This is a genomic window from Neorhizobium lilium, from assembly GCF_004053875.1.
In the GTDB taxonomy this organism is placed as follows: Bacteria; Pseudomonadota; Alphaproteobacteria; order Rhizobiales; family Rhizobiaceae; genus Neorhizobium; species Neorhizobium lilii.
The window spans coordinates 555,628-572,359 of the sequence record NZ_SBIP01000003.1; the positions used below are offsets into that span (position 1 = coordinate 555,628).

The 16,732-nt window shown below is 59.3% G+C and carries 19 protein-coding genes; 17 read left to right on the plus strand and 2 right to left on the minus strand.

What is annotated here, in order from left to right; translation table 11 throughout:
- The first annotated feature begins 139 nt into the window (after window positions 1–139).
- The 10 genes from flgB to fliP are packed head-to-tail and all read left to right on the plus strand — an operon-like array spanning window position 140 to window position 6,260.
- Window positions 140–529, plus strand: coding sequence for a flagellar basal body rod protein FlgB (gene flgB, locus EPK99_RS15190; protein WP_128443918.1), 390 nt, complete (start codon window positions 140–142; stop codon window positions 527–529).
- Window positions 530–534: 5 nt separating this feature from the next.
- Window positions 535–948, plus strand: a complete 414-nt coding sequence (gene flgC / locus EPK99_RS15195) for a flagellar basal body rod protein FlgC (RefSeq protein ID WP_128443919.1) — start codon at window positions 535–537, stop codon at window positions 946–948.
- Window positions 949–950: 2 nt separating this feature from the next.
- Entirely contained in the window at window positions 951–1,289 is a 339-nt protein-coding gene (fliE, locus tag EPK99_RS15200; RefSeq protein ID WP_128443920.1) for a flagellar hook-basal body complex protein FliE, read from the plus strand.
- A gap of 18 nt (window positions 1,290–1,307) precedes the next feature.
- Window positions 1,308–2,096 (plus strand): flagellar basal-body rod protein FlgG, encoded by a 789-nt coding sequence (gene flgG, locus EPK99_RS15205; RefSeq protein WP_128443921.1) that lies wholly within the window; start codon window positions 1,308–1,310, stop codon window positions 2,094–2,096.
- Window positions 2,097–2,141: 45 nt separating this feature from the next.
- A complete protein-coding gene (flgA, locus tag EPK99_RS15210; RefSeq protein ID WP_245582433.1) occupies window positions 2,142–2,594 on the plus strand; it encodes a flagellar basal body P-ring formation chaperone FlgA in 453 nt (150 codons plus the stop codon).
- Window positions 2,595–2,650: 56 nt separating this feature from the next.
- Window positions 2,651–3,709: a flagellar basal body P-ring protein FlgI gene (locus tag EPK99_RS15215; protein WP_245582469.1), complete on the plus strand. Its 1,059-nt coding sequence runs from the start codon at window positions 2,651–2,653 to the stop codon at window positions 3,707–3,709.
- Entirely contained in the window at window positions 3,706–4,263 is a 558-nt protein-coding gene (locus EPK99_RS15220; protein ID WP_128443924.1) for a MotE family protein, read from the plus strand. The genes EPK99_RS15215 and EPK99_RS15220 overlap by 4 nt, the downstream gene beginning before the upstream one ends.
- Window positions 4,260–4,982 carry a flagellar basal body L-ring protein FlgH gene (flgH, locus tag EPK99_RS15225; protein ID WP_128443925.1) on the plus strand — a complete coding sequence of 241 codons (723 nt, stop codon included), beginning with the start codon at window positions 4,260–4,262 and terminating at the stop codon, window positions 4,980–4,982. Before EPK99_RS15220 ends, flgH begins: the two co-directional genes overlap by 4 nt.
- A gap of 40 nt (window positions 4,983–5,022) precedes the next feature.
- Window positions 5,023–5,526, plus strand: a complete 504-nt coding sequence (locus EPK99_RS15230) for a flagellar basal body-associated FliL family protein (RefSeq protein WP_128443926.1) — start codon at window positions 5,023–5,025, stop codon at window positions 5,524–5,526.
- The gene (gene fliP / locus EPK99_RS15235) at window positions 5,523–6,260 is read left to right on the plus strand and encodes a flagellar type III secretion system pore protein FliP (RefSeq protein WP_128443927.1); all 738 of its coding nucleotides are present in this window, start codon (window positions 5,523–5,525) and stop codon (window positions 6,258–6,260) included. The genes EPK99_RS15230 and fliP overlap by 4 nt, the downstream gene beginning before the upstream one ends.
- Before the next feature lie 107 nt (window positions 6,261–6,367).
- Here fliP and EPK99_RS15240 read toward each other — a convergent pair whose 3' ends face one another.
- Window positions 6,368–7,246 carry a flagellin N-terminal helical domain-containing protein gene (locus EPK99_RS15240; protein ID WP_128443928.1) on the minus strand — a complete coding sequence of 293 codons (879 nt, stop codon included), beginning with the start codon at window positions 7,244–7,246 and terminating at the stop codon, window positions 6,368–6,370.
- Between the two features lie 377 nt (window positions 7,247–7,623).
- Window positions 7,624–8,502, minus strand: a complete 879-nt coding sequence (locus EPK99_RS15245) for a flagellin N-terminal helical domain-containing protein (RefSeq protein ID WP_128443929.1) — start codon at window positions 8,500–8,502, stop codon at window positions 7,624–7,626.
- A gap of 666 nt (window positions 8,503–9,168) precedes the next feature.
- Between EPK99_RS15245 and EPK99_RS15250 the strand changes: the two genes are divergently transcribed.
- The 7 genes from EPK99_RS15250 to rem all read left to right on the plus strand — a co-directional run bounded on the left by EPK99_RS15250 (window position 9,169) and on the right by rem (window position 16,610).
- Window positions 9,169–10,050: a flagellin N-terminal helical domain-containing protein gene (locus EPK99_RS15250; RefSeq protein WP_128443930.1), complete on the plus strand. Its 882-nt coding sequence runs from the start codon at window positions 9,169–9,171 to the stop codon at window positions 10,048–10,050.
- Between the two features lie 236 nt (window positions 10,051–10,286).
- Complete coding sequence (locus EPK99_RS15255) at window positions 10,287–10,928, plus strand: hypothetical protein (RefSeq protein ID WP_128443931.1); 642 nt, start codon at window positions 10,287–10,289, stop codon at window positions 10,926–10,928.
- Window positions 10,925–12,187, plus strand: coding sequence for a MotB family protein (locus tag EPK99_RS15260; protein WP_128443932.1), 1,263 nt, complete (start codon window positions 10,925–10,927; stop codon window positions 12,185–12,187). Before EPK99_RS15255 ends, EPK99_RS15260 begins: the two co-directional genes overlap by 4 nt.
- 117 nt (window positions 12,188–12,304) lie before the next feature.
- A complete protein-coding gene (locus EPK99_RS15265; protein ID WP_128443933.1) occupies window positions 12,305–13,468 on the plus strand; it encodes a chemotaxis protein in 1,164 nt (387 codons plus the stop codon).
- Entirely contained in the window at window positions 13,465–15,150 is a 1,686-nt protein-coding gene (locus EPK99_RS15270; RefSeq protein ID WP_128443934.1) for a flagellar hook-length control protein FliK, read from the plus strand. The genes EPK99_RS15265 and EPK99_RS15270 overlap by 4 nt, the downstream gene beginning before the upstream one ends.
- On the plus strand, window positions 15,089–15,667 hold the full coding sequence (locus EPK99_RS15275) for a lytic transglycosylase domain-containing protein (RefSeq protein ID WP_128443935.1): 579 nt from the start codon (window positions 15,089–15,091) through the stop codon (window positions 15,665–15,667). The genes EPK99_RS15270 and EPK99_RS15275 overlap by 62 nt, the downstream gene beginning before the upstream one ends.
- A 271-nt stretch (window positions 15,668–15,938) precedes the next feature.
- On the plus strand, window positions 15,939–16,610 hold the full coding sequence (gene rem, locus EPK99_RS15280) for a transcriptional activator Rem (protein ID WP_128443936.1): 672 nt from the start codon (window positions 15,939–15,941) through the stop codon (window positions 16,608–16,610).
- Window positions 16,611–16,732 lie beyond the last annotated feature (122 nt).

Below are 16,732 nucleotides of genomic sequence, written 5' to 3' on the forward strand. Positions count from 1 at the left end.
GGTTCCACCGCCCACTGGCTCCAGGGGCCGAGTGGCAAACGCGGCATTGTGTCTGCAAGCCTTGGGAAACGGCGCGTTCTCACAAGTCCCACGCAAGTTTCTTAGCCTACTTCTTAGTTGAGAAGACGGAGAAGAGCCGATGCAGTCGATACAATTGTTTGAGCTTGCCTCGAAGCAGGCGGAATGGCTGTCCGTCCGGCAACAAGTCGTCAGCACGAACATCGCGAATGCCAATACGCCGAAGTTCCGTGCTCAGGACGTGACGCCTTTCCAGTCCGTGCTCGAGTCCTCCTACACGCCAATGGCCCGTACCAGTGCGGCGCATTTTGCCGGTGACACCATCGGCGGCGACAAGATCGAAGTGAAGGATGAGGAGTTGAACAACGAAATCGGTGTGCAGGAATCCGGCAACACCGTCGCGGTTGCAAACGAACTCTCCAAAAGCGGTGAAATCAAGCGCCAGTACGACCTGAATACGCAACTGGTCAAGGCGTTCCACAACATGATGTTGACGGCACTCGGGAAGTGAGACCCATGGATCCTTTATCAGCAGCCCTGAAGATTTCCGGTAGCGGGATGGAAGCGGAAGCGACCCGCCTGCGCATCGTATCCGAAAATATCGCCAACGCCCGCACAACTGGCGATACGCCAGGTGCTGACCCCTATCGCCGCAAGACGATCACCTTCGGCAGCGAGCTCGACCGGACCAGCGGCACGAAGATGGTCAACGTCAAGAAGATCGGCGTGGACAAGGGCAACTTCATCGAGGAGCACGATCCCAGCAGCCCGGCTGCCAATGCGCAGGGAATGGTGAAGCTTCCCAACGTCAATATGCTGGTGGAAATGGCCGACCTGCGTGAAGCCAACCGCAGCTACGAAGCCAATCTGCAAAGCATTCGCCAGTCGCGCGACTTGATCTCCGCGACCATAGATCTTCTGAAAGGTTAAACATGATCAATCCTATTGAAGGTCTGGGCCTATTTACCCAGCAGACGGACGGCGCCTCGGGCGACAACGTCATTTCCAAGGCTCTTGGCGCTGTGGCCAATGTCGCCGGCACGGCGGTTGCCGGCCCAGGCTTCGGCGAGATCATGGGCAGCATGGCAAGCGACGCGGTCAAGTCCTTGAAGGGCGGTGAAACCGCATCCATCGCTGGCATCCAGGGCAAGGCGAACACCCGTGAGGTGGTCGATGCCGTCATGGAGGCTGAGCAGACGCTCAAGACCGCGACGGCCTTCCGCGACAAGATCGTGGCGGCCTACCTCGACGTCACCAAGATGCAGATTTAGAGATTGGAACGATAAGCCATGCGAGCACTTGCAATCGCTGCCACCGGTATGGACGCGCAGCAGACCAATCTTGAAGTCATCGCCAACAACATCGCCAACATCAACACGACCGGCTTCAAGCGGTCGCGGGCGGAATTCACCGACCTTCTTTACCAGACGGAGAAGGCCCAGGGCGTCGCCAACCGCGCCAACCAGTCGGAAGTGCCGGAAGGCGCCAATATCGGTCTCGGCGTGCAGACCCAGGCGGTCCGCAAGCTGCATATCCAGGGTGAAGTGACCCAGACCGGCAACGACCTCGACATGGCGATCGTCGGCCGCGGCTGGTTCATGGTCGAAGGCACCAACGGCGAGACGCTCTATACCCGCGCCGGCTCTTTCAACAAGGACTCGACCGGCCGTCTGGTCACCGCTGACGGATACGGCGTGATCCCGCAGATCACCATCCCGCAGGATGCCACCCAGGTCACCATCAGCCAGGACGGCGTGGTGACGGCAACGATCGGCACATCGAATACCACGACAAATCTCGGCCAGATCACGCTGACCAATTTCGTCAACGATGCCGGCCTGAAACCCCTGGGCGACAACCTTTTCCAGGAAACGCCAGCCTCCGGTCAGCCGATCGTCGCCAATCCGCAGGAAACTGGCTTCGGCTACCTGAAGCAGGCCTATCTCGAAAATTCGAACGTCGATGCGGTCAAGGAAATCACGGACCTCATCTCCGCGCAGCGCGCCTATGAGATGAATTCCAAGGTGATCACCACTGCCGACGAGATGGCGCAGATCGTCAGTAAGAACCTGAAATAGCGCAATTCAAAGAGGATAAGCATGATGCTTTGCCTGAAAAACGTAATGAAGAACTGGCTAGCGGGAGCGCTTCTAGCCGCTCTCGTCGGTCCGGCGGCCGCATTCGAGCAGGCAAAATATGCGGTCGTGCCCAGCGTCACGATCTACCCGGGCGATGTCATCGGCGCGAATGCGGTGGATGCAGTGGCCGTCACCAATCCCAATCTTGCCCCCGGATATGCAAGTTCGGTCGATCAGGTGGTGGGCAAGGTCTCCAAGCGCACTCTGATCGCCGGGCGAACCATCCAGCTCGGAGCCCTACAGGAACCTTTCGCGGTCAAGCGCGGCACCAATGTCCGCCTGACCTTTTCCTCGTCCCAGATGGTGATCTCGGCGCGGGGGTCTTCCACGCAGGATGCCATGGTCGGGGAACTCATCAAGGTTCGTAACCTCGATACCGGCGTCACCGTCACCGGCACGGTCATGGCTGACGGAAGCGTCGAGGTGCTGCAGAGATGAAAGCCATCAAGCTTCTTCTGGCCGCGGCCCTGACGGTCGTCACCCTGCAGCCGTCCATGGCGGCCAGTGCCACGTCATCCCGCATCAAGGATATCGCATCGCTGCAGTCCGGGCGCGAAAACCAGTTGATCGGCTACGGCCTCGTCGTCGGACTTCAGGGGTCGGGCGACAGCCTGCGCTCCTCGCCCTTCACCGACCAGTCCATGCGCGCCATGCTGCAGAACCTCGGCATTTCGACGCAAGGCGGCCAGAGCGCGGCCAAGAACGTTGCCGCCGTCATGGTCACTGCCAATCTGCCCTCATTCGCAAGCCCCGGCAGCCGCATCGACGTCTCCGTAAGCTCGCTGGGCGACGCCACGTCCTTGCGCGGCGGCACCCTCGTCATGACCTCCCTTACCGGCGCGGACGGGCAGATCTATGCGGTCGCCCAAGGCTCGGTCATCGTGTCGGGCTTCAATGCACAAGGCGCGGCCGCCAGCGTGACCGAGGGTGTCACGACCGCTGGTCGTGTGCCGGGCGGCGCCATCATCGAGCGCGAATTGCCGTCGAAGTTCAAAGATTCGGTCAATCTGGTATTCCAGCTGCGCAACCCGGATTTCTCCACCTCGGTTCGCATTGCCGATGCGGTAAACGCTTTTGCCCGCCGTACCTTCGGAGATGCCATCGCGGAAGCCCGCGATTCCCAGGAAGTCGTGGTCCAGAAGCCGCGCACGGCGGATCTGACGCGGCTGATGGCGGACCTCGAAAATCTGATCGTCATGACGGATAGCCCGGCAAAGGTCGTCATCAATGAGCGCACCGGCACGATCGTCATCGGCGCCGACGTCCGGGTGTCCAAGGTCGCCGTGAGCTATGGCACGCTCACCGTGCAGGTCACGGAATCCCCGCAGGTCGTCCAGCCGGAAGCCTTCTCCTACGGCGAGACGGCCATTCAGCCGCAAACCGACATCCAGGCACAGAAGACGGGCGGCAAGATCGCCGTTATCGAGGGTCCTGACCTCAAGACCCTTGTGGCCGGATTGAACAATATCGGCGTCAAGCCAGACGGCATCATCTCCATCCTCCAGGCAATCAAGTCGGCCGGAGCCCTGCAAGCGGAGCTCGTGCTGCAATGAAGACCTATCTTAGCTCTTTGCCTCCGATCGGCCGCAGCTCTCTCGCAATTCTTGCCGCTGCCGTGTCCATGGTCCTGCTGCCGAGTGCGCAGGCGCAGCAGCCGGCGCAACCTCAACTCCTGGGCGCTGCGCCCGAAGCCGGCACGAGCCAGCAGGAAGTCCAGCAATATTGCGGGACCATCGTCGATGCCGCGCGCGATCAGCGCTACCTGCTCCAGAAGCAGGACCTCGAAAAGCTGCAGGCCGACGTCAACGACCGGATCAAGATGCTCGAGACACGCCGGGCCGAATACGAAGAATGGCTAAAGCGGCGCGACGACTTCATGGAAAAGGCAAAGGCCGGTCTCGTCGATATCTACAGGACGTCCAAGGCCGATGAAGTCGCGCCGCAGTTCGATGAGATGGACATCAGCATCGCTGCCGCCATCATCATGCGGCTGCCGCCGCGCCAGTCGAGCCAGATCCTCAGCGCAATGGATGCCAAGAAAGCCGCAACGGTTGCCCGCATCATGGCGAGCGCGGTCAATCCCCAGATTCCGAAAGATCCGTCATGATTAAGCACATCGGCGTCCTTCTCGCAGCCACGTCTCTTCTCGCGGGATGTCAAAGCGGCCAGCTTCAGACCGTCAAGGAAATCGGCAATGCTCCGGCGATGAGTCCGATCGGCAGCGGCCTGGCCTATGGCCAGACGCAGCAGATGTCGCTTTACCCCAAACAGCCGCACCATATGGCAAGCGGCTTCTCGCTCTGGAGCGATAGCCAGGCGGCGCTCTTCAAGGACGCCCGTGCCTTGGCCGTCGGCGACATCATGACCGTCAACATTTCGATCAACGACAAGGCGAGCTTCGACAACGAAACGGACCGGTCGCGCAAGAACAGCAAGGATACCAACTGGAACGCATCGGCTAAGATCCTAGGATGGAAGCCGGAGACCGATTCGAAGCTGGGCTTCGACTCCGACAGCGAGTCGAAGGGCAAGGGAACCATCAGTCGCGCGGAAAAGCTGACGCTTGTGGTCGCGGCGGTCGTCACCGGCATCCTGGAAAACGGAAACCTGGTGATCAGCGGCTCGCAGGAGGTTCGGGTCAATCACGAGATCCGCATCCTGAACGTCGCCGGCATTGTGCGACCTCAGGATGTCAGCTCCGAAAACACTATTTCCTATGAAAAGATCGCAGAAGCTCGCATATCCTACGGTGGACGCGGCCGCTTGATGGAGGTGCAGCAGCCCCCTGTCGGACAGCAGATCAGCGACCTCTTCTCGCCGATCTGATCGGTTTGCGAGCAGAAGTGTCTAACGGAGTTCGGGTCTCATGACCGACAGCAGCGTGGCGGCGGAGCCTCCCAAGAAGAAATCGGCGGTGATGCTCACCGCCATTGCCGTCGTGGCTCTGACGCTGGTCGGCGGCGGCGGCGGCTGGGTCGTTGGCAAGCTCATCGCGCCGGCGCCTGCCAAGCCAGAGGCCGAATCCCATGCGGCACCAGCCGGAGAGCACGGCGCGCCTGCCGGTGGGGAGCACGGCGCGGGCGCCGTCAGTCACGTCAAGCAGCTGGAACCGATCATCGCAAACCTCGCCTATCCGTCCGACAGCCTGGTCCGGCTGGAGATATCGTTAATTTTCGGTGAAAACGTGGATGAGGCAGTGGCAGGGACGGTCCAGGAGGATATACTGGCCTATATGCGAACCGTGTCACTACAGCAGATTCAAGGACCCCGGGGCTTTTCTTATCTTCGAGACGATCTGAAGGAGAGAGCCAAGCTGAGGTCGCAAGGCAAGGTCGCTGATCTGGTATTCAGGACCTTTGTCATCGAATGATCCGATTTCTCCTTGTCGTCGCCCTGCTTGCGATCGTGCCTGAAGCAGCACATGCCCAGCAGTCGGCGACGGACTTGTTGAACCTGCCGGTCAACGGCTCGGTTTCCGCATGGATCATCCGGACCTTCGGGCTGCTGACCATCCTTTCGGTGGCGCCCGGCATCCTGATCATGGTGACGAGCTTTCCGAGGTTCATCATCGCCTTCTCGATCCTGCGGTCGGGCATGGGTTTGTCTACCACCCCCTCCAACATGATCCTTACCAGCATGGCTCTTTTCATGACGTTTTACGTCATGGCGCCGACCATGGATCGGGCCTGGCAGCAAGGGGCCCAGCCTCTCCTTCAGAACCAGATCGATGAGGCGGAAGCGGTGCAGCGGATCGCGCAGCCCTTCCGGGAGTTCATGATCGCCAATGTGCGTGACAAGGACGTCGCCCTCTTCGTCGATATTGCCCGCGAGCGCGGCCAGACCGTGACCTTGGGCGCTCAGACGGATTATCGGGTGCTGATCCCAGCTTTCATGCTGTCGGAAATACGGCGCGGCTTTGAAATTGGCTTCCTGATCGTGCTGCCGTTTCTGGTCATCGATATGATCGTCGCCAGCATTACCATGTCGATGGGTATGATGATGCTGCCGCCCACGTCGATTTCGCTGCCGTTCAAGATCCTGTTCTTCGTGCTGATCGACGGCTGGAACCTTCTGGTCGGCTCGCTCATCCGGTCTTTTTCGTAAATTCCTTGAAACGCCTATCGGCTGTGACGGGCCTGTAGGCCACGCAACGGAAAAAGGCCGCGCTGAGCGCGACCTTTCGAAGTTGGATCTCCGCTTGTTCTGCTTACTTACTGGAACAGCTTGAGGATGCTCTGCGAGCTGGAGTTGGCGATCGACAGCGACTGGACGGCGAGCTGCTGCTGCGTCTGCAAGGCAGACAGCTTGGCAGATTCTTCTTCCATGTCTGCATCGACCAGACGGCTGACGCCGGAGTCGATGGCGTCGGAAAGCTTGGAGGCGTAGTTCGTCTGCAGATCGATACGGGTGGTCAGGGCACCGAGAGCACCGCCGGCCTTGGTCATCTTGGCGAGAGCGCCATCGACATTGCTCAACTGAGTTGCAAGACTGTTGGTGGTGATATCGGTCACGTTGACGCTCATTACGTCGTCCGTGAGGATGCCGCCGGTGGTGACGCCCGTCGTAGGATCGATCGATTCGAACAGAGCATTGTTCGCGATGTCGTAGCTGGCAGTCGTTACCTCGACGGCCGAACCGGTACGAACGAAGCCGTCAACGACCGTGCCGGTGTTGGCGGCATTGTTGACCATCCAGTTTTCGCCGCTGAAGGAAGCGCCCTTGGCGATGGAAACCAGCTGTTCCTGCAGCTTGCCGACTTCGAGCTGGATCTGGCTCTTGTCGGTCGAGCTTTCAGTTGCCGTGACGATCTTCGTCTTGATCTCGTTGACGACGTCGATGGCGCTCTGCATGGCGGCATAGCCGGTATCGACCTTGGCAGCGCCGACGCCGAGGGCGTCGGAAGCAGCGTTCAGGGCCTTGTTGTCCGAGTTCATGGTGGTCGAGATCGACCAGTAGGCGACGTTGTCCGAGGCCTTGCCGACCTTGTAGCCCGAAGACACCATCTTCTGGGTGTCTTGCAGGTCTTTGTTGATGCTGCTCAGCGTCTGGAGTGCGGAATTTGCGGAGATGTTGGTCAGGATACTCGTCATTACTAAACCCCTAGGCAAAAAGAAACAGGAGAGGGGACATCCCGGAAAACACCGGAAAGCGGCTTTTGAGCTTCATGCTGGTCGGAAGTAACGCACTACATTCCGGCCCGCCGCTTAGATGACTGTAGGAAACACTATTAAGGTTAATGAAGTTCAAAAGGACGGCCGGTCATTGCAGTTTGCTGCAATTTTTCTCTTTATGGCCAATCCAAAACGAAGAAAGCCCCGGCGAACCGGGGCTTTCTTCGGACGATGGTCCTGTCGTAAGCTAATCATGTTGCACAATGATGTGCAGCGGTTTGCCCCAACGACATGCGGCAAATAGTGACCTGAAGCGCGACAGACGGATCTGAAAGATCCGGACCCGCTTTAAGTGCTTACTGGAACAGACGCAGAATGCTCTGCGAGCTGGAGTTGGCGATCGACAGCGACTGGACGGCGAGCTGCTGCTGCGTCTGCAAGGCAGACAGCTTGGCAGATTCTTCTTCCATGTCTGCATCGACCAGACGGCTGACGCCGGAGTCGATGGCGTCGGAAAGCTTGGAGGCGTAGTTCGTCTGCAGATCGATACGGGTGGTCAGGGCACCGAGAGCACCGCCGGCCTTGGTCATCTTGGCGAGAGCGCCATCGACATTGCTCAACTGAGTTGCAAGACTGTTGGTGGTGATATCGGTCACGTTGACGCTCATTACGTCGTCCGTGAGGATGCCGCCGGTGGTGACGCCCGTCGTAGGATCGATCGATTCGAACAGAGCATTGTTCGCGATGTCGTAGCTGGCAGTCGTTACCTCGACGGCCGAACCGGTACGAACGAAGCCGTCAACGACCGTGCCGGTGTTGGCGGCATTGTTGACCATCCAGTTTTCGCCGCTGAAGGAAGCGCCCTTGGCGATGGAAACCAGCTGTTCCTGCAGCTTGCCGACTTCGAGCTGGATCTGGCTCTTGTCGGTCGAGCTTTCAGTTGCCGTGACGATCTTCGTCTTGATCTCGTTGACGACGTCGATGGCGCTCTGCATGGCGGCATAGCCGGTATCGACCTTGGCAGCGCCGACGCCGAGGGCGTCGGAAGCAGCGTTCAGGGCCTTGTTGTCTGAGTCCATGGTGGTCGAGATCGACCAGTAGGCGACGTTGTCCGACGCCTTGCCAACCTTATAGCCGGAAGAAACGCTGCTCTGCGTCTGTTCAAGGCTCTTGTTGATGCTGCTCAGCGTCTGGAGTGCCGCCGAAGCGGACGAATTAAAGTTAATGCTAGTCATTTGGAGTGTCCCCTGGACTCTATACAAAAGGAGGACATACCGGACTCGGTATTGTCACCGGTAAACGACGGTTCGGCTTCATGCCTCTTGTTCCTTAACGGCCCAAGCCCATCATCTGGCGCTCAATCTCGCAGCCAATTCTTGCCAAGCCCTTAAATTCGGGCCGCCGGCGGAAGCGCTCTAAACTGTGGTTAACAGTTTGAAAATTCAGCATCTCGCTATTAAGGAAGTGGTGTCGCGAGACGTTCGAAATCCGGTGGGCTTGGCAATACCGGGGAGGAACCGGATCCGTCACCTGGCCGTCAGCCATACCGGTTTGCCGTCACCTCAGTTCAGCGCATCACGATGCCGCTCCGGATCGTGGTGATGATTCGCAAGGGATGCAGCACTCGTCGCCAGATTAGACACCCGCCGCATCCTATTGTCCTGTGCGTCGATCCTGACCTTTAGTGTGCCGGGTGCCGGGAATAAGCTGTTTGGAAGGAGAAAAGTAACGAAGATTGCCGGTGCAATGTCATGTTTAACCGGCTGTTAACCATAAAATGATTTTCTTCGGTCATCGCAGCGACGAGCCGATCATGGAAGCGGCAAGCATGAAGCTGATCGTCGTTACCGGAGCACCCGGGGTGCCCACCCAGTTCAATACGCCACAAGGGGCAATTTTCAATGACCAGCATCTTGACGAACGTCGCCGCAAATTCCGCACTCCAGACGCTTAGCACCATCAACAAGAACCTCGAAGACACTCAAAACATGGTGTCTTCGGGCTACAAGGTGAGCAAGGCTGCCGACAACGTTGCCTACTGGTCGATCTCGACCACCATGAACTCGGACAACAAGGCCCTGAACGCTGCTTCCGACGCCCTCGGCGTCGGCGCTGCCAAAGTCGACACTGGTTATGCCGCCATGCAGAGCGCCATCGACGTCGTCAACGAGATCAAATCGAAGATCGTCACGGCAACTGAAAGCTCGACCGACAAGAGCCAGATCCAGCTCGAAGTGAACAAGCTCAAGGAACAGCTGGTTTCCATCGCCAAGGGCGCTTCCTTCAGCGGCGAAAACTGGATGGTCAACAATGGCGCCAACACCGGCACGGTCGTTGACGGTTTCGTTCGTACCGATGCCGGCGTTTCAGTCACCACCGCCACTTACGACATCGCGAACAATGCTCTGTTCGAATCGATCGATCCTACGACGGGCGTCACCACCGGTGGCATCCTCACGGACGATGTGATGAGCGTCGATGTATCCGATATCACCACCAACAGTCTTGCAACTCAGTTGAGCAATGTCGAAAACGCTCTCTCCAAGCTGACGGATGGGGGCGCAGCCCTCGGTGCCCTGACCACCCGTATCGATCTGCAGACGAGCTACGCTTCCAAGCTTTCCGACGCCATCGAGCAAGGCGTCAGCCGTCTGGTCGATGCAGACATGGAAGAAGAATCTGCCAAGCTGTCTGCCTTGCAGACGCAGCAGCAGCTCGCCGTCCAGTCGCTGTCGATCGCCAATTCCGGTCCGCAGAACATTCTCAAGCTCTTCCAGCAGTAAGAGCCTTTCCGATCCCGATCTTGAGACGGCCGTTCCCCTGGAGCGGCCGTCTGCTTTTGTGGACATGGCCGGCATCATCCTCGCACAAGTTTACTTGCCTAGTTTTGCATCTATTCCTTCGCCGACGCTCCCGCGCCGTTCCTTGCTGACGCATATGGGAAGGCAATGGGTGGCAGAGACAGCGGATGGAGGATGCTGCGGCGTCCAAGCTGCAGACGACGTTGATGGAGTGCGTGATGAATTCCCCACTGGCCAGATATCTGCGGGACTTCGGTGCGGAGTCGATGCCGGCGGCTGTGCATTTCGAGGCGCCGCCGCTCGTCGAAGTCGAATCCCATTTCCCTGCTATCGAACCGTTCGTGGAGCAGGTCGATCTCGAGGCGGAGCGCCGCCAGGCCCATGACGAGGGGTTCAAGGCGGCGAGCGAACAGATGACCGCCGAACATGCGGAAGCCCTGGCCGAGTTGCAGCAGAAGCATGAGGCCGAGTTGGAAATGCAGCGGCAGGAGTTCGAGGGCGGTATTGCCGACTATCTTGCCAAGGCACTGCCGGAACTTTTCGATCGCCTTACTTCCGATCTGGCCGATGCCACGGTACGTCTCCTGGCTCCCATCCTGAAGGAACAGTTCGATCGTCAGGCTGTCGAGGAATTGGCCGAACAATTGAAGCCCGAGCTTGCCAAGGAGGTTCTCGAACAGATCAAGGTTTCGGGACCGGAGCACCTTTGCGATCTCCTCCGCGACAAGCTCGAAGAGGCAGGCAGCACTATCGAATTTCATCCCACCGAGGGAACGGACCTTCGTGTCGAGATGGGCGATACCCTTCTCGTCACGCGGCTCTCAGCCTTTGCGGCCGACCTTGAGCGAGTTCTGGCATGAGCGAAGCTGAAAACCATCACCACGGCAAGAACGAGATCATCATCATCAAGCGCCACAAAGGCGATCATGACAGCCACCACGGCGGCGCCTGGAAGATCGCATTTGCCGACTTCATGACCGCCATGATGGCTTTCTTCCTCGTCATGTGGCTGGTCAACGCATCCAACGAAGAGACCAAGGCTTCTCTGGCAAGCTATTTCAATCCCGTGCCCCTATCCGACGACACGCCTGCCTCGAAAGGCATAAAGAAGCCGGCCGACCAGGCGGAAGGCGAAGCAACCGAGCAGAAGTCTTCGGTGGAGAACGATCGAGTCGGCGGCGGCAAGGCCGGTCTCGACGGGGAGTCCATTTCCGCCTCGGGCGACGAGATGAACTATTCCGAGTCGGATCTGTTCAAGAACCCCTATTCGGTGTTGGCCAATATTGCCCAGGAAGTGGGCCAGCAGGACAATGTCAGCACCAAGGGTGAGGGCGGTGCCAGCAATTCAGGTCCGTCGACAGGCGCGGATGGCGGCGAAGCCTACCGAGACCCCTTCGATCCCGATTTCTGGAGCAAGCAGCTCGACGTCGCTTCGAAAGGTAACGGCAAGCAAAGCGCCGACACGAGCCTGCCGGGACAGGAGGCCAGCGCCTTCTCGCAGCCGCCGGCACCCACAGTCGATCCATCCAAGACCGACGTGAAGCCTGCGGCTCCGACCGAGCTTGCCAAGACGGAGCCTGTCGCTACTGGCAAGGACGGCGCCAAGGCCACTACGGACGCAAAGGCTGCTGCCGAGGCCAAGGCAAGCGAGGCGGCGCGGCAGCAGGAGGCCGACGCGTTGCAGAAGGAAATCCAGAGCCAGGTCTCCGGGATCGCCGGCAAGCTTGCCGAAGGCATCGTCGTTCAACCGGCCGAAGGCGGCGTGTTGATCACCGTATCGGACGAGGCCAATACCTCCATGTTCGGAGTCGGATCGGCGTTGCCGAACAAGGAACTGGTCCTTGCCATGGAAAAGATCGGCAAGGTTCTGGCCGAGCGGCAGGGCTCCGTGATTATCCGCGGTCATACGGACGCTCGTCCCTACAAGGGAAGCTCGGGAGACAACTGGGGCCTCTCCATGTCCCGCGCTCATGCGGCTTACTACATGCTGGTGCGGGGCGGACTGAAGGAGGACCGGGTGAAGCAGGTATCCGGCTTTGCCGACCGGCGCCTGCAGGTTCCCAACAATCCGATGGACGGAGCAAACCGCCGCATCGAAATCCTGCTCGGCCAGGGATAGTCGCTTCCGCGGCTGATAGGCTCGATAGAAAAGGTCCTGATGATGCGTTCGCGCAATCGCCAAAGCAGAATTAGATCCATCCTCGCGGGCGCCTTGCTCGCCGGGGCTGGCCCTGCCTTGGCCGCAGACGACCTGGAACCCTACAAGATGATGCGCTCGCTGCAGTTCATCCAGGATTCCATCGTCATGGGCGACCATTCCGCCAATGAAATGCAGCGCTTCCTTTTGAAGACGCTCGACCAGCGACTGCGCACGATCGGCCCGGAAGCCTTCAAGGATACCCGCAATGTGGATGCGGTTTTCATGTTCGCCATGAGCGGTGGCAATCCGCAGACGCTCGAATATCTAGCCTCGCGCGACATAGAGGGCGATTTCGACAGTCGCCTGACGCGGGTCTTGAGGCGCTACCTGCAAGGGCAGGGTGTCTCGGTCCTGCCGGCCTTCGATGAACTGGTGAAGGAATATGGCACGACGGATGTCGGCCCTTATCTGGCTTTGGTCGCCGGCAACACCACGGCTGCAGTCGAGCCTCAGAAGGCGCTCGGCTATTTCGATCAGGCCAGGCTTCTGGCTCCGGGCACCAATCTCGAGGAGGCCGCGCTGCGCCGTTCGCTGGCGGTTGCCCTGCAAATTTCGGACTTTCCCCGGTCGCTCGACCTGTCGGGCAAATATGTTCGCCGTTTTCTTTATTCCCCTTATGCCAGTCAGTTCGTCGATATGTTCGTCCAGCTGATCGTTGATGGCGAGGGGCGCTTTGAGCGCAGTCAGTGGGCCGACATCGTCGCCATGATGGATGATGAGCGAGCCAAGGAACTTTACCTGCGGGTTGCACGGCGGGCGCTTCTGGCGGGCAAACAGGATCTGGCCCGCGACGCATCTGCTCGCGCCGCGCCGCCTGCCGCAGATATTGCCGGGGGCGGCAAGGCCATGGGGCAACTGTACGGCGATCTCGCCAATATTTCGACGGCCAAGGTTTCCGATGCGGTGGAGAGCATTTCGCTGATTCCGGATGAGACGCTTTCGGAACGTGACAAGAAACTGCGCGATGCCGCACGAAACGTCGCAGAGCAGATATTGATGCCTGCATCGCTGGGCGCAGGCAGCGCACCAACTCCTGCCACGGACAATTCCATGACCACTGCTTTGGCACCCTCGCCGGATAGTCAGCCGGCCGGTCCGCAGGCTGTCCAGGCAGACAGTGAATTTAAGTCCTATCTGGACGAAAACCGAATGAAGCTGAAGCAGATTGATGATTTGCTGAAGGGGGAAGCAAGAAAATGACGAATGTTGCAGCTGCCGCGACGAGCACGGTGACCGATCCCTCGATGGCCGCTCTGCTCAGCAAAACGTCTTCCCAAGGCGGCGACGCCGGCGCTTTTGCCCGGGCGCTGACGGATGCGAACGAGGATAACAATTCCAACCCCGCGCAACTCGACGGGCAAGAAACCAATCCGTCTGCCGATAGCACGCCGGCTGCCCGCTTCAACGCGCTCAACAACCTCGCTTCGCTAGGGTCGCAGCTACAGATGACCGGAACCGCAGGCACGGACACATCCGCTGCTCAGCAGGCGGCCGAGCAGGCATCGACCGATGCACCCCAGCCGCCTTCGCAGCCGGCAACCAATACAGCCCAGACCCTGCTTCAGGCGATTGCTCCTCAAGGTGCGCAACAACAACCGCCTGCGGACATGGCGCAGACGGCAGCGCAGCAAAGTGCTGCGGCCCAGGCGCTCCTTCAGGCTGCGGCACAACAGGGCGCGCTGCCGGCAGACGACGGCCAGGTGCCTCCACGCGCAACCGGCGCGAAGACTGACTTGTCGGCTGATGAAATTTCGGCAGCGTTAGTGTCGGCGGGCCAGGAGGAACTGGCAGCCGGACTCGACCTCACAAAATTCACCGCGGCAGTCACGGGCGTGAAGCGTCCCTCATCTGCGCTCGCCGAAGGCAGCAAAGGGAAGGCCGCTGACGAAGCTGCAAGCCCCGATGATGTTGCAGGCAGCGGCCAAGCCGATGCCCCGGCTCCAGCGGCCAATGCCCAGCTGGCACCTTCATCGGCTTCCGCCGAGGCGCTTCTGCAACTCATGGTCAATTCCGCCACAGGGGCCAAGGGCGATCCGTCTGCATTGAATGCGACCGACGGCACCATCGCGGATGGTCCGGCCAAGATCGACGCAGCCGTCTCCCTGGACGATAGCGACACCTCGATGGATTTCCTGGCGCCAACCGGCGGGGAGACGGACGCCCCGGATACGAAGTCGTTCCGTTTCCAGAAGGTGGGCGATGCGGCCGTTGCCATCAGCCTTTCGATCACCAAGGGTGACGGTGGAGGCGCGGAACTGCAGGAGAGTGTCGGAGATATCGAGAAGCCCGAGATGATCACTGTACTCGATTCCCGCCGCTATCTCGGTTTCGGCATGGGCAGCAATGCCAGCAACCTGCTTTCGGCAGCATCGAACGATCGCGACTGGGCCTCGGCCATGTATCCCGCCTCCAGTCTTTCCAACGCAGCCAGCGTCTCCAGTACCGGCAATGTCGTCAACACGCTGAAGCTTCAGCTGAGCCCGGAGCATCTCGGCACGGTGACGGCAAACATGCGCTTGCAAGGCGAAGAGCTGTCAATCCACCTGACCGTGCACAATGCGGCCGCTTACCGGGAGCTTAGCAACGACAGCAAGCCCATGCTGGAAGCCTTGCGCGCCCAAGGCTTCAACGTCGATCAGGTGACAGTCAGCCTGGCATCCTCGGCGGATCCTAATTCCAATTCGTCCAGCGGGCAGCCGCAGGCAAACAACAACCCGCAGGCGCAGCATCAGCAACCCCAGAGGGACGGCGAAGCAGCACGCCAGCAGGCCCAGGGCCGGTCATCTGGTCAGCCTGGTGGCAATGAGACGGAGAACCGCAATGAAACTGCCGTTGAAGCTTCTGTCAGGAGCAATGGTAACGCTGGCAGCGTTTACCTTTGACGCCAAGGCGCAGCAGGCAGGCGGGTGCGAGAGGCAGATCCAGTCCGCGGCCCGCAAGTACGGCATCCCCGAGGGCATCCTTTATTCCGTCGGCTTGACCGAAACCGGGCGCAAGGGTTCGCTCAGCGCCTATGCGCTTAATGTCGAAGGCAAGGCGTATTTCGCATCCTCTCTGCAGGAGGCGCTGGCGCTCTTCGCGCAGGCCAAAAACGCTGGTGCGACGCTCATCGATCTCGGCTGCATGCAGATCAACCACCACTACCACGGAGAAGAATTTGCCTCCGTGCAGGACATGTTCGATCCGGCGAAAAACGTGGAATACGCCGCTCTCTTTTTGAAGCGTCTCCACGATCGGCATGAGACCTGGACGATGGCGGTAGCCAGATACCATGCCGGTCCGAACAACAATCCGGCCCAGCAGCAATATGTGTGCCGCGTCATTGCTAATCTGGTCGCGACGGGCTTTGGAAAATGGACTCCGAATGCCTCGGCTTTCTGTGCCGGTTCCGCAACTTAAAATAGAATACTATTGTTACTTGTTACGTTTGGGACGGCTGCTGCTGGATTCCTCTCTGCCTTCCATTGCAAGGAAGCTCCTTCATAAATAGTTAATTTTCCACAACACTCTAGGGTGCATGCGGGCTATACCTACTAGATGTAGAGCCAAATCGATGCATCATGGTTAATCAACTATTAGCAAAGCCCTGTGACTTCCTCTAGTTGCTCCGATTCCAGCCGATTCGTACTACTTGATCACCAGAATGCGACACTGATTCGGAGGCGGACGAATGATCGTAGTGGTTGATGATCGACAAATTGTTAAGGATGGTTACACATCCCTTTTTGGGCGGGAAGGCGTTCCGTCCACAGGCTTTGATGCGGAGGAATTTACCGGTTGGGTAAACTCCGCAGCGGAGGCCGATATTGCGGCAATCGAGGCGTTTCTGATTGGTCAGGGCGAACTGATCCACGACCTGCCGCGGGCCATTCGGGGACGCAGCCAGGCACCGGTGATCGCAGTCAGCGATCAGCCTTCTCTGGAGGCGACCCTGGCACTGTTCGACTGCGGAGTCGATGATGTGGTGCGCAAGCCGGTCCACCCGCGCGAAATCCTGGCTCGGGCTGCAGCCATCCGGCGCCGCCTGCGGGCCATTGCCGGCCATACCGATGTCGGTCCGATCAGGGTCTTCTCGGACGGTCGCGATCCGGAAGTGGAAGGCGAGGTTTTCGCGCTTCCGAGGCGCGAGCGCCGTATCCTGGAATATCTAATCTCGAACCGCGGCCGCCGCGTATCGAAGTCGCAGATCTTCAACGCGATCTACGGGGTCTTCGACGAGGACGTCGAGGAAAACGTCGTTGAAAGCCACATCAGCAAGCTGCGCAAGAAACTGCGCAAGAAACTCGGCTTCGATCCCATCGATTCCAAGCGCTTCCTGGGCTACTGCATCGACTGGCAATAACCCGAAAGAACGTCCTGAACGGCACCTGTCACAAGGTGCCGTTTTTGTTTATGCAGACACGTCCTTTTCTTCGAAAAAATGCAGCACGAACTTCGGGTTAGCATGTCGATCCAGCTGAGCAG

What these genes read in the sequence shown, in the direction of transcription:
- flgA (WP_245582433.1), top strand. Translation starts at nt 2,142, where the DNA reads ATGAAGAACTGGCTAGCGGGAGCGCTTCTAGCCGCTCTCGTCGGTCCG.
- flgH (WP_128443925.1), top strand. Translation starts at nt 4,260, where the DNA reads ATGATTAAGCACATCGGCGTCCTTCTCGCAGCCACGTCTCTTCTCGCG.
- EPK99_RS15255 (WP_128443931.1), top strand. Translation starts at nt 10,287, where the DNA reads ATGAATTCCCCACTGGCCAGATATCTGCGGGACTTCGGTGCGGAGTCG.
- EPK99_RS15215 (WP_245582469.1), top strand. Translation starts at nt 2,651, where the DNA reads ATGGCGGCCAGTGCCACGTCATCCCGCATCAAGGATATCGCATCGCTG.
- EPK99_RS15240 (WP_128443928.1), bottom strand. Translation starts at nt 7,246, where the DNA reads ATGACGAGTATCCTGACCAACATCTCCGCAAATTCCGCACTCCAGACG.
- fliE (WP_128443920.1), top strand. Translation starts at nt 951, where the DNA reads ATGATCAATCCTATTGAAGGTCTGGGCCTATTTACCCAGCAGACGGAC.
- EPK99_RS15275 (WP_128443935.1), top strand. Translation starts at nt 15,089, where the DNA reads ATGAAACTGCCGTTGAAGCTTCTGTCAGGAGCAATGGTAACGCTGGCA.
- EPK99_RS15230 (WP_128443926.1), top strand. Translation starts at nt 5,023, where the DNA reads ATGACCGACAGCAGCGTGGCGGCGGAGCCTCCCAAGAAGAAATCGGCG.
- EPK99_RS15270 (WP_128443934.1), top strand. Translation starts at nt 13,465, where the DNA reads ATGACGAATGTTGCAGCTGCCGCGACGAGCACGGTGACCGATCCCTCG.
- rem (WP_128443936.1), top strand. Translation starts at nt 15,939, where the DNA reads ATGATCGTAGTGGTTGATGATCGACAAATTGTTAAGGATGGTTACACA.
- EPK99_RS15260 (WP_128443932.1), top strand. Translation starts at nt 10,925, where the DNA reads ATGAGCGAAGCTGAAAACCATCACCACGGCAAGAACGAGATCATCATC.
- fliP (WP_128443927.1), top strand. Translation starts at nt 5,523, where the DNA reads ATGATCCGATTTCTCCTTGTCGTCGCCCTGCTTGCGATCGTGCCTGAA.
- EPK99_RS15250 (WP_128443930.1), top strand. Translation starts at nt 9,169, where the DNA reads ATGACCAGCATCTTGACGAACGTCGCCGCAAATTCCGCACTCCAGACG.
- EPK99_RS15245 (WP_128443929.1), bottom strand. Translation starts at nt 8,502, where the DNA reads ATGACTAGCATTAACTTTAATTCGTCCGCTTCGGCGGCACTCCAGACG.
- flgB (WP_128443918.1), top strand. Translation starts at nt 140, where the DNA reads ATGCAGTCGATACAATTGTTTGAGCTTGCCTCGAAGCAGGCGGAATGG.
- flgG (WP_128443921.1), top strand. Translation starts at nt 1,308, where the DNA reads ATGCGAGCACTTGCAATCGCTGCCACCGGTATGGACGCGCAGCAGACC.
- EPK99_RS15220 (WP_128443924.1), top strand. Translation starts at nt 3,706, where the DNA reads ATGAAGACCTATCTTAGCTCTTTGCCTCCGATCGGCCGCAGCTCTCTC.
- flgC (WP_128443919.1), top strand. Translation starts at nt 535, where the DNA reads ATGGATCCTTTATCAGCAGCCCTGAAGATTTCCGGTAGCGGGATGGAA.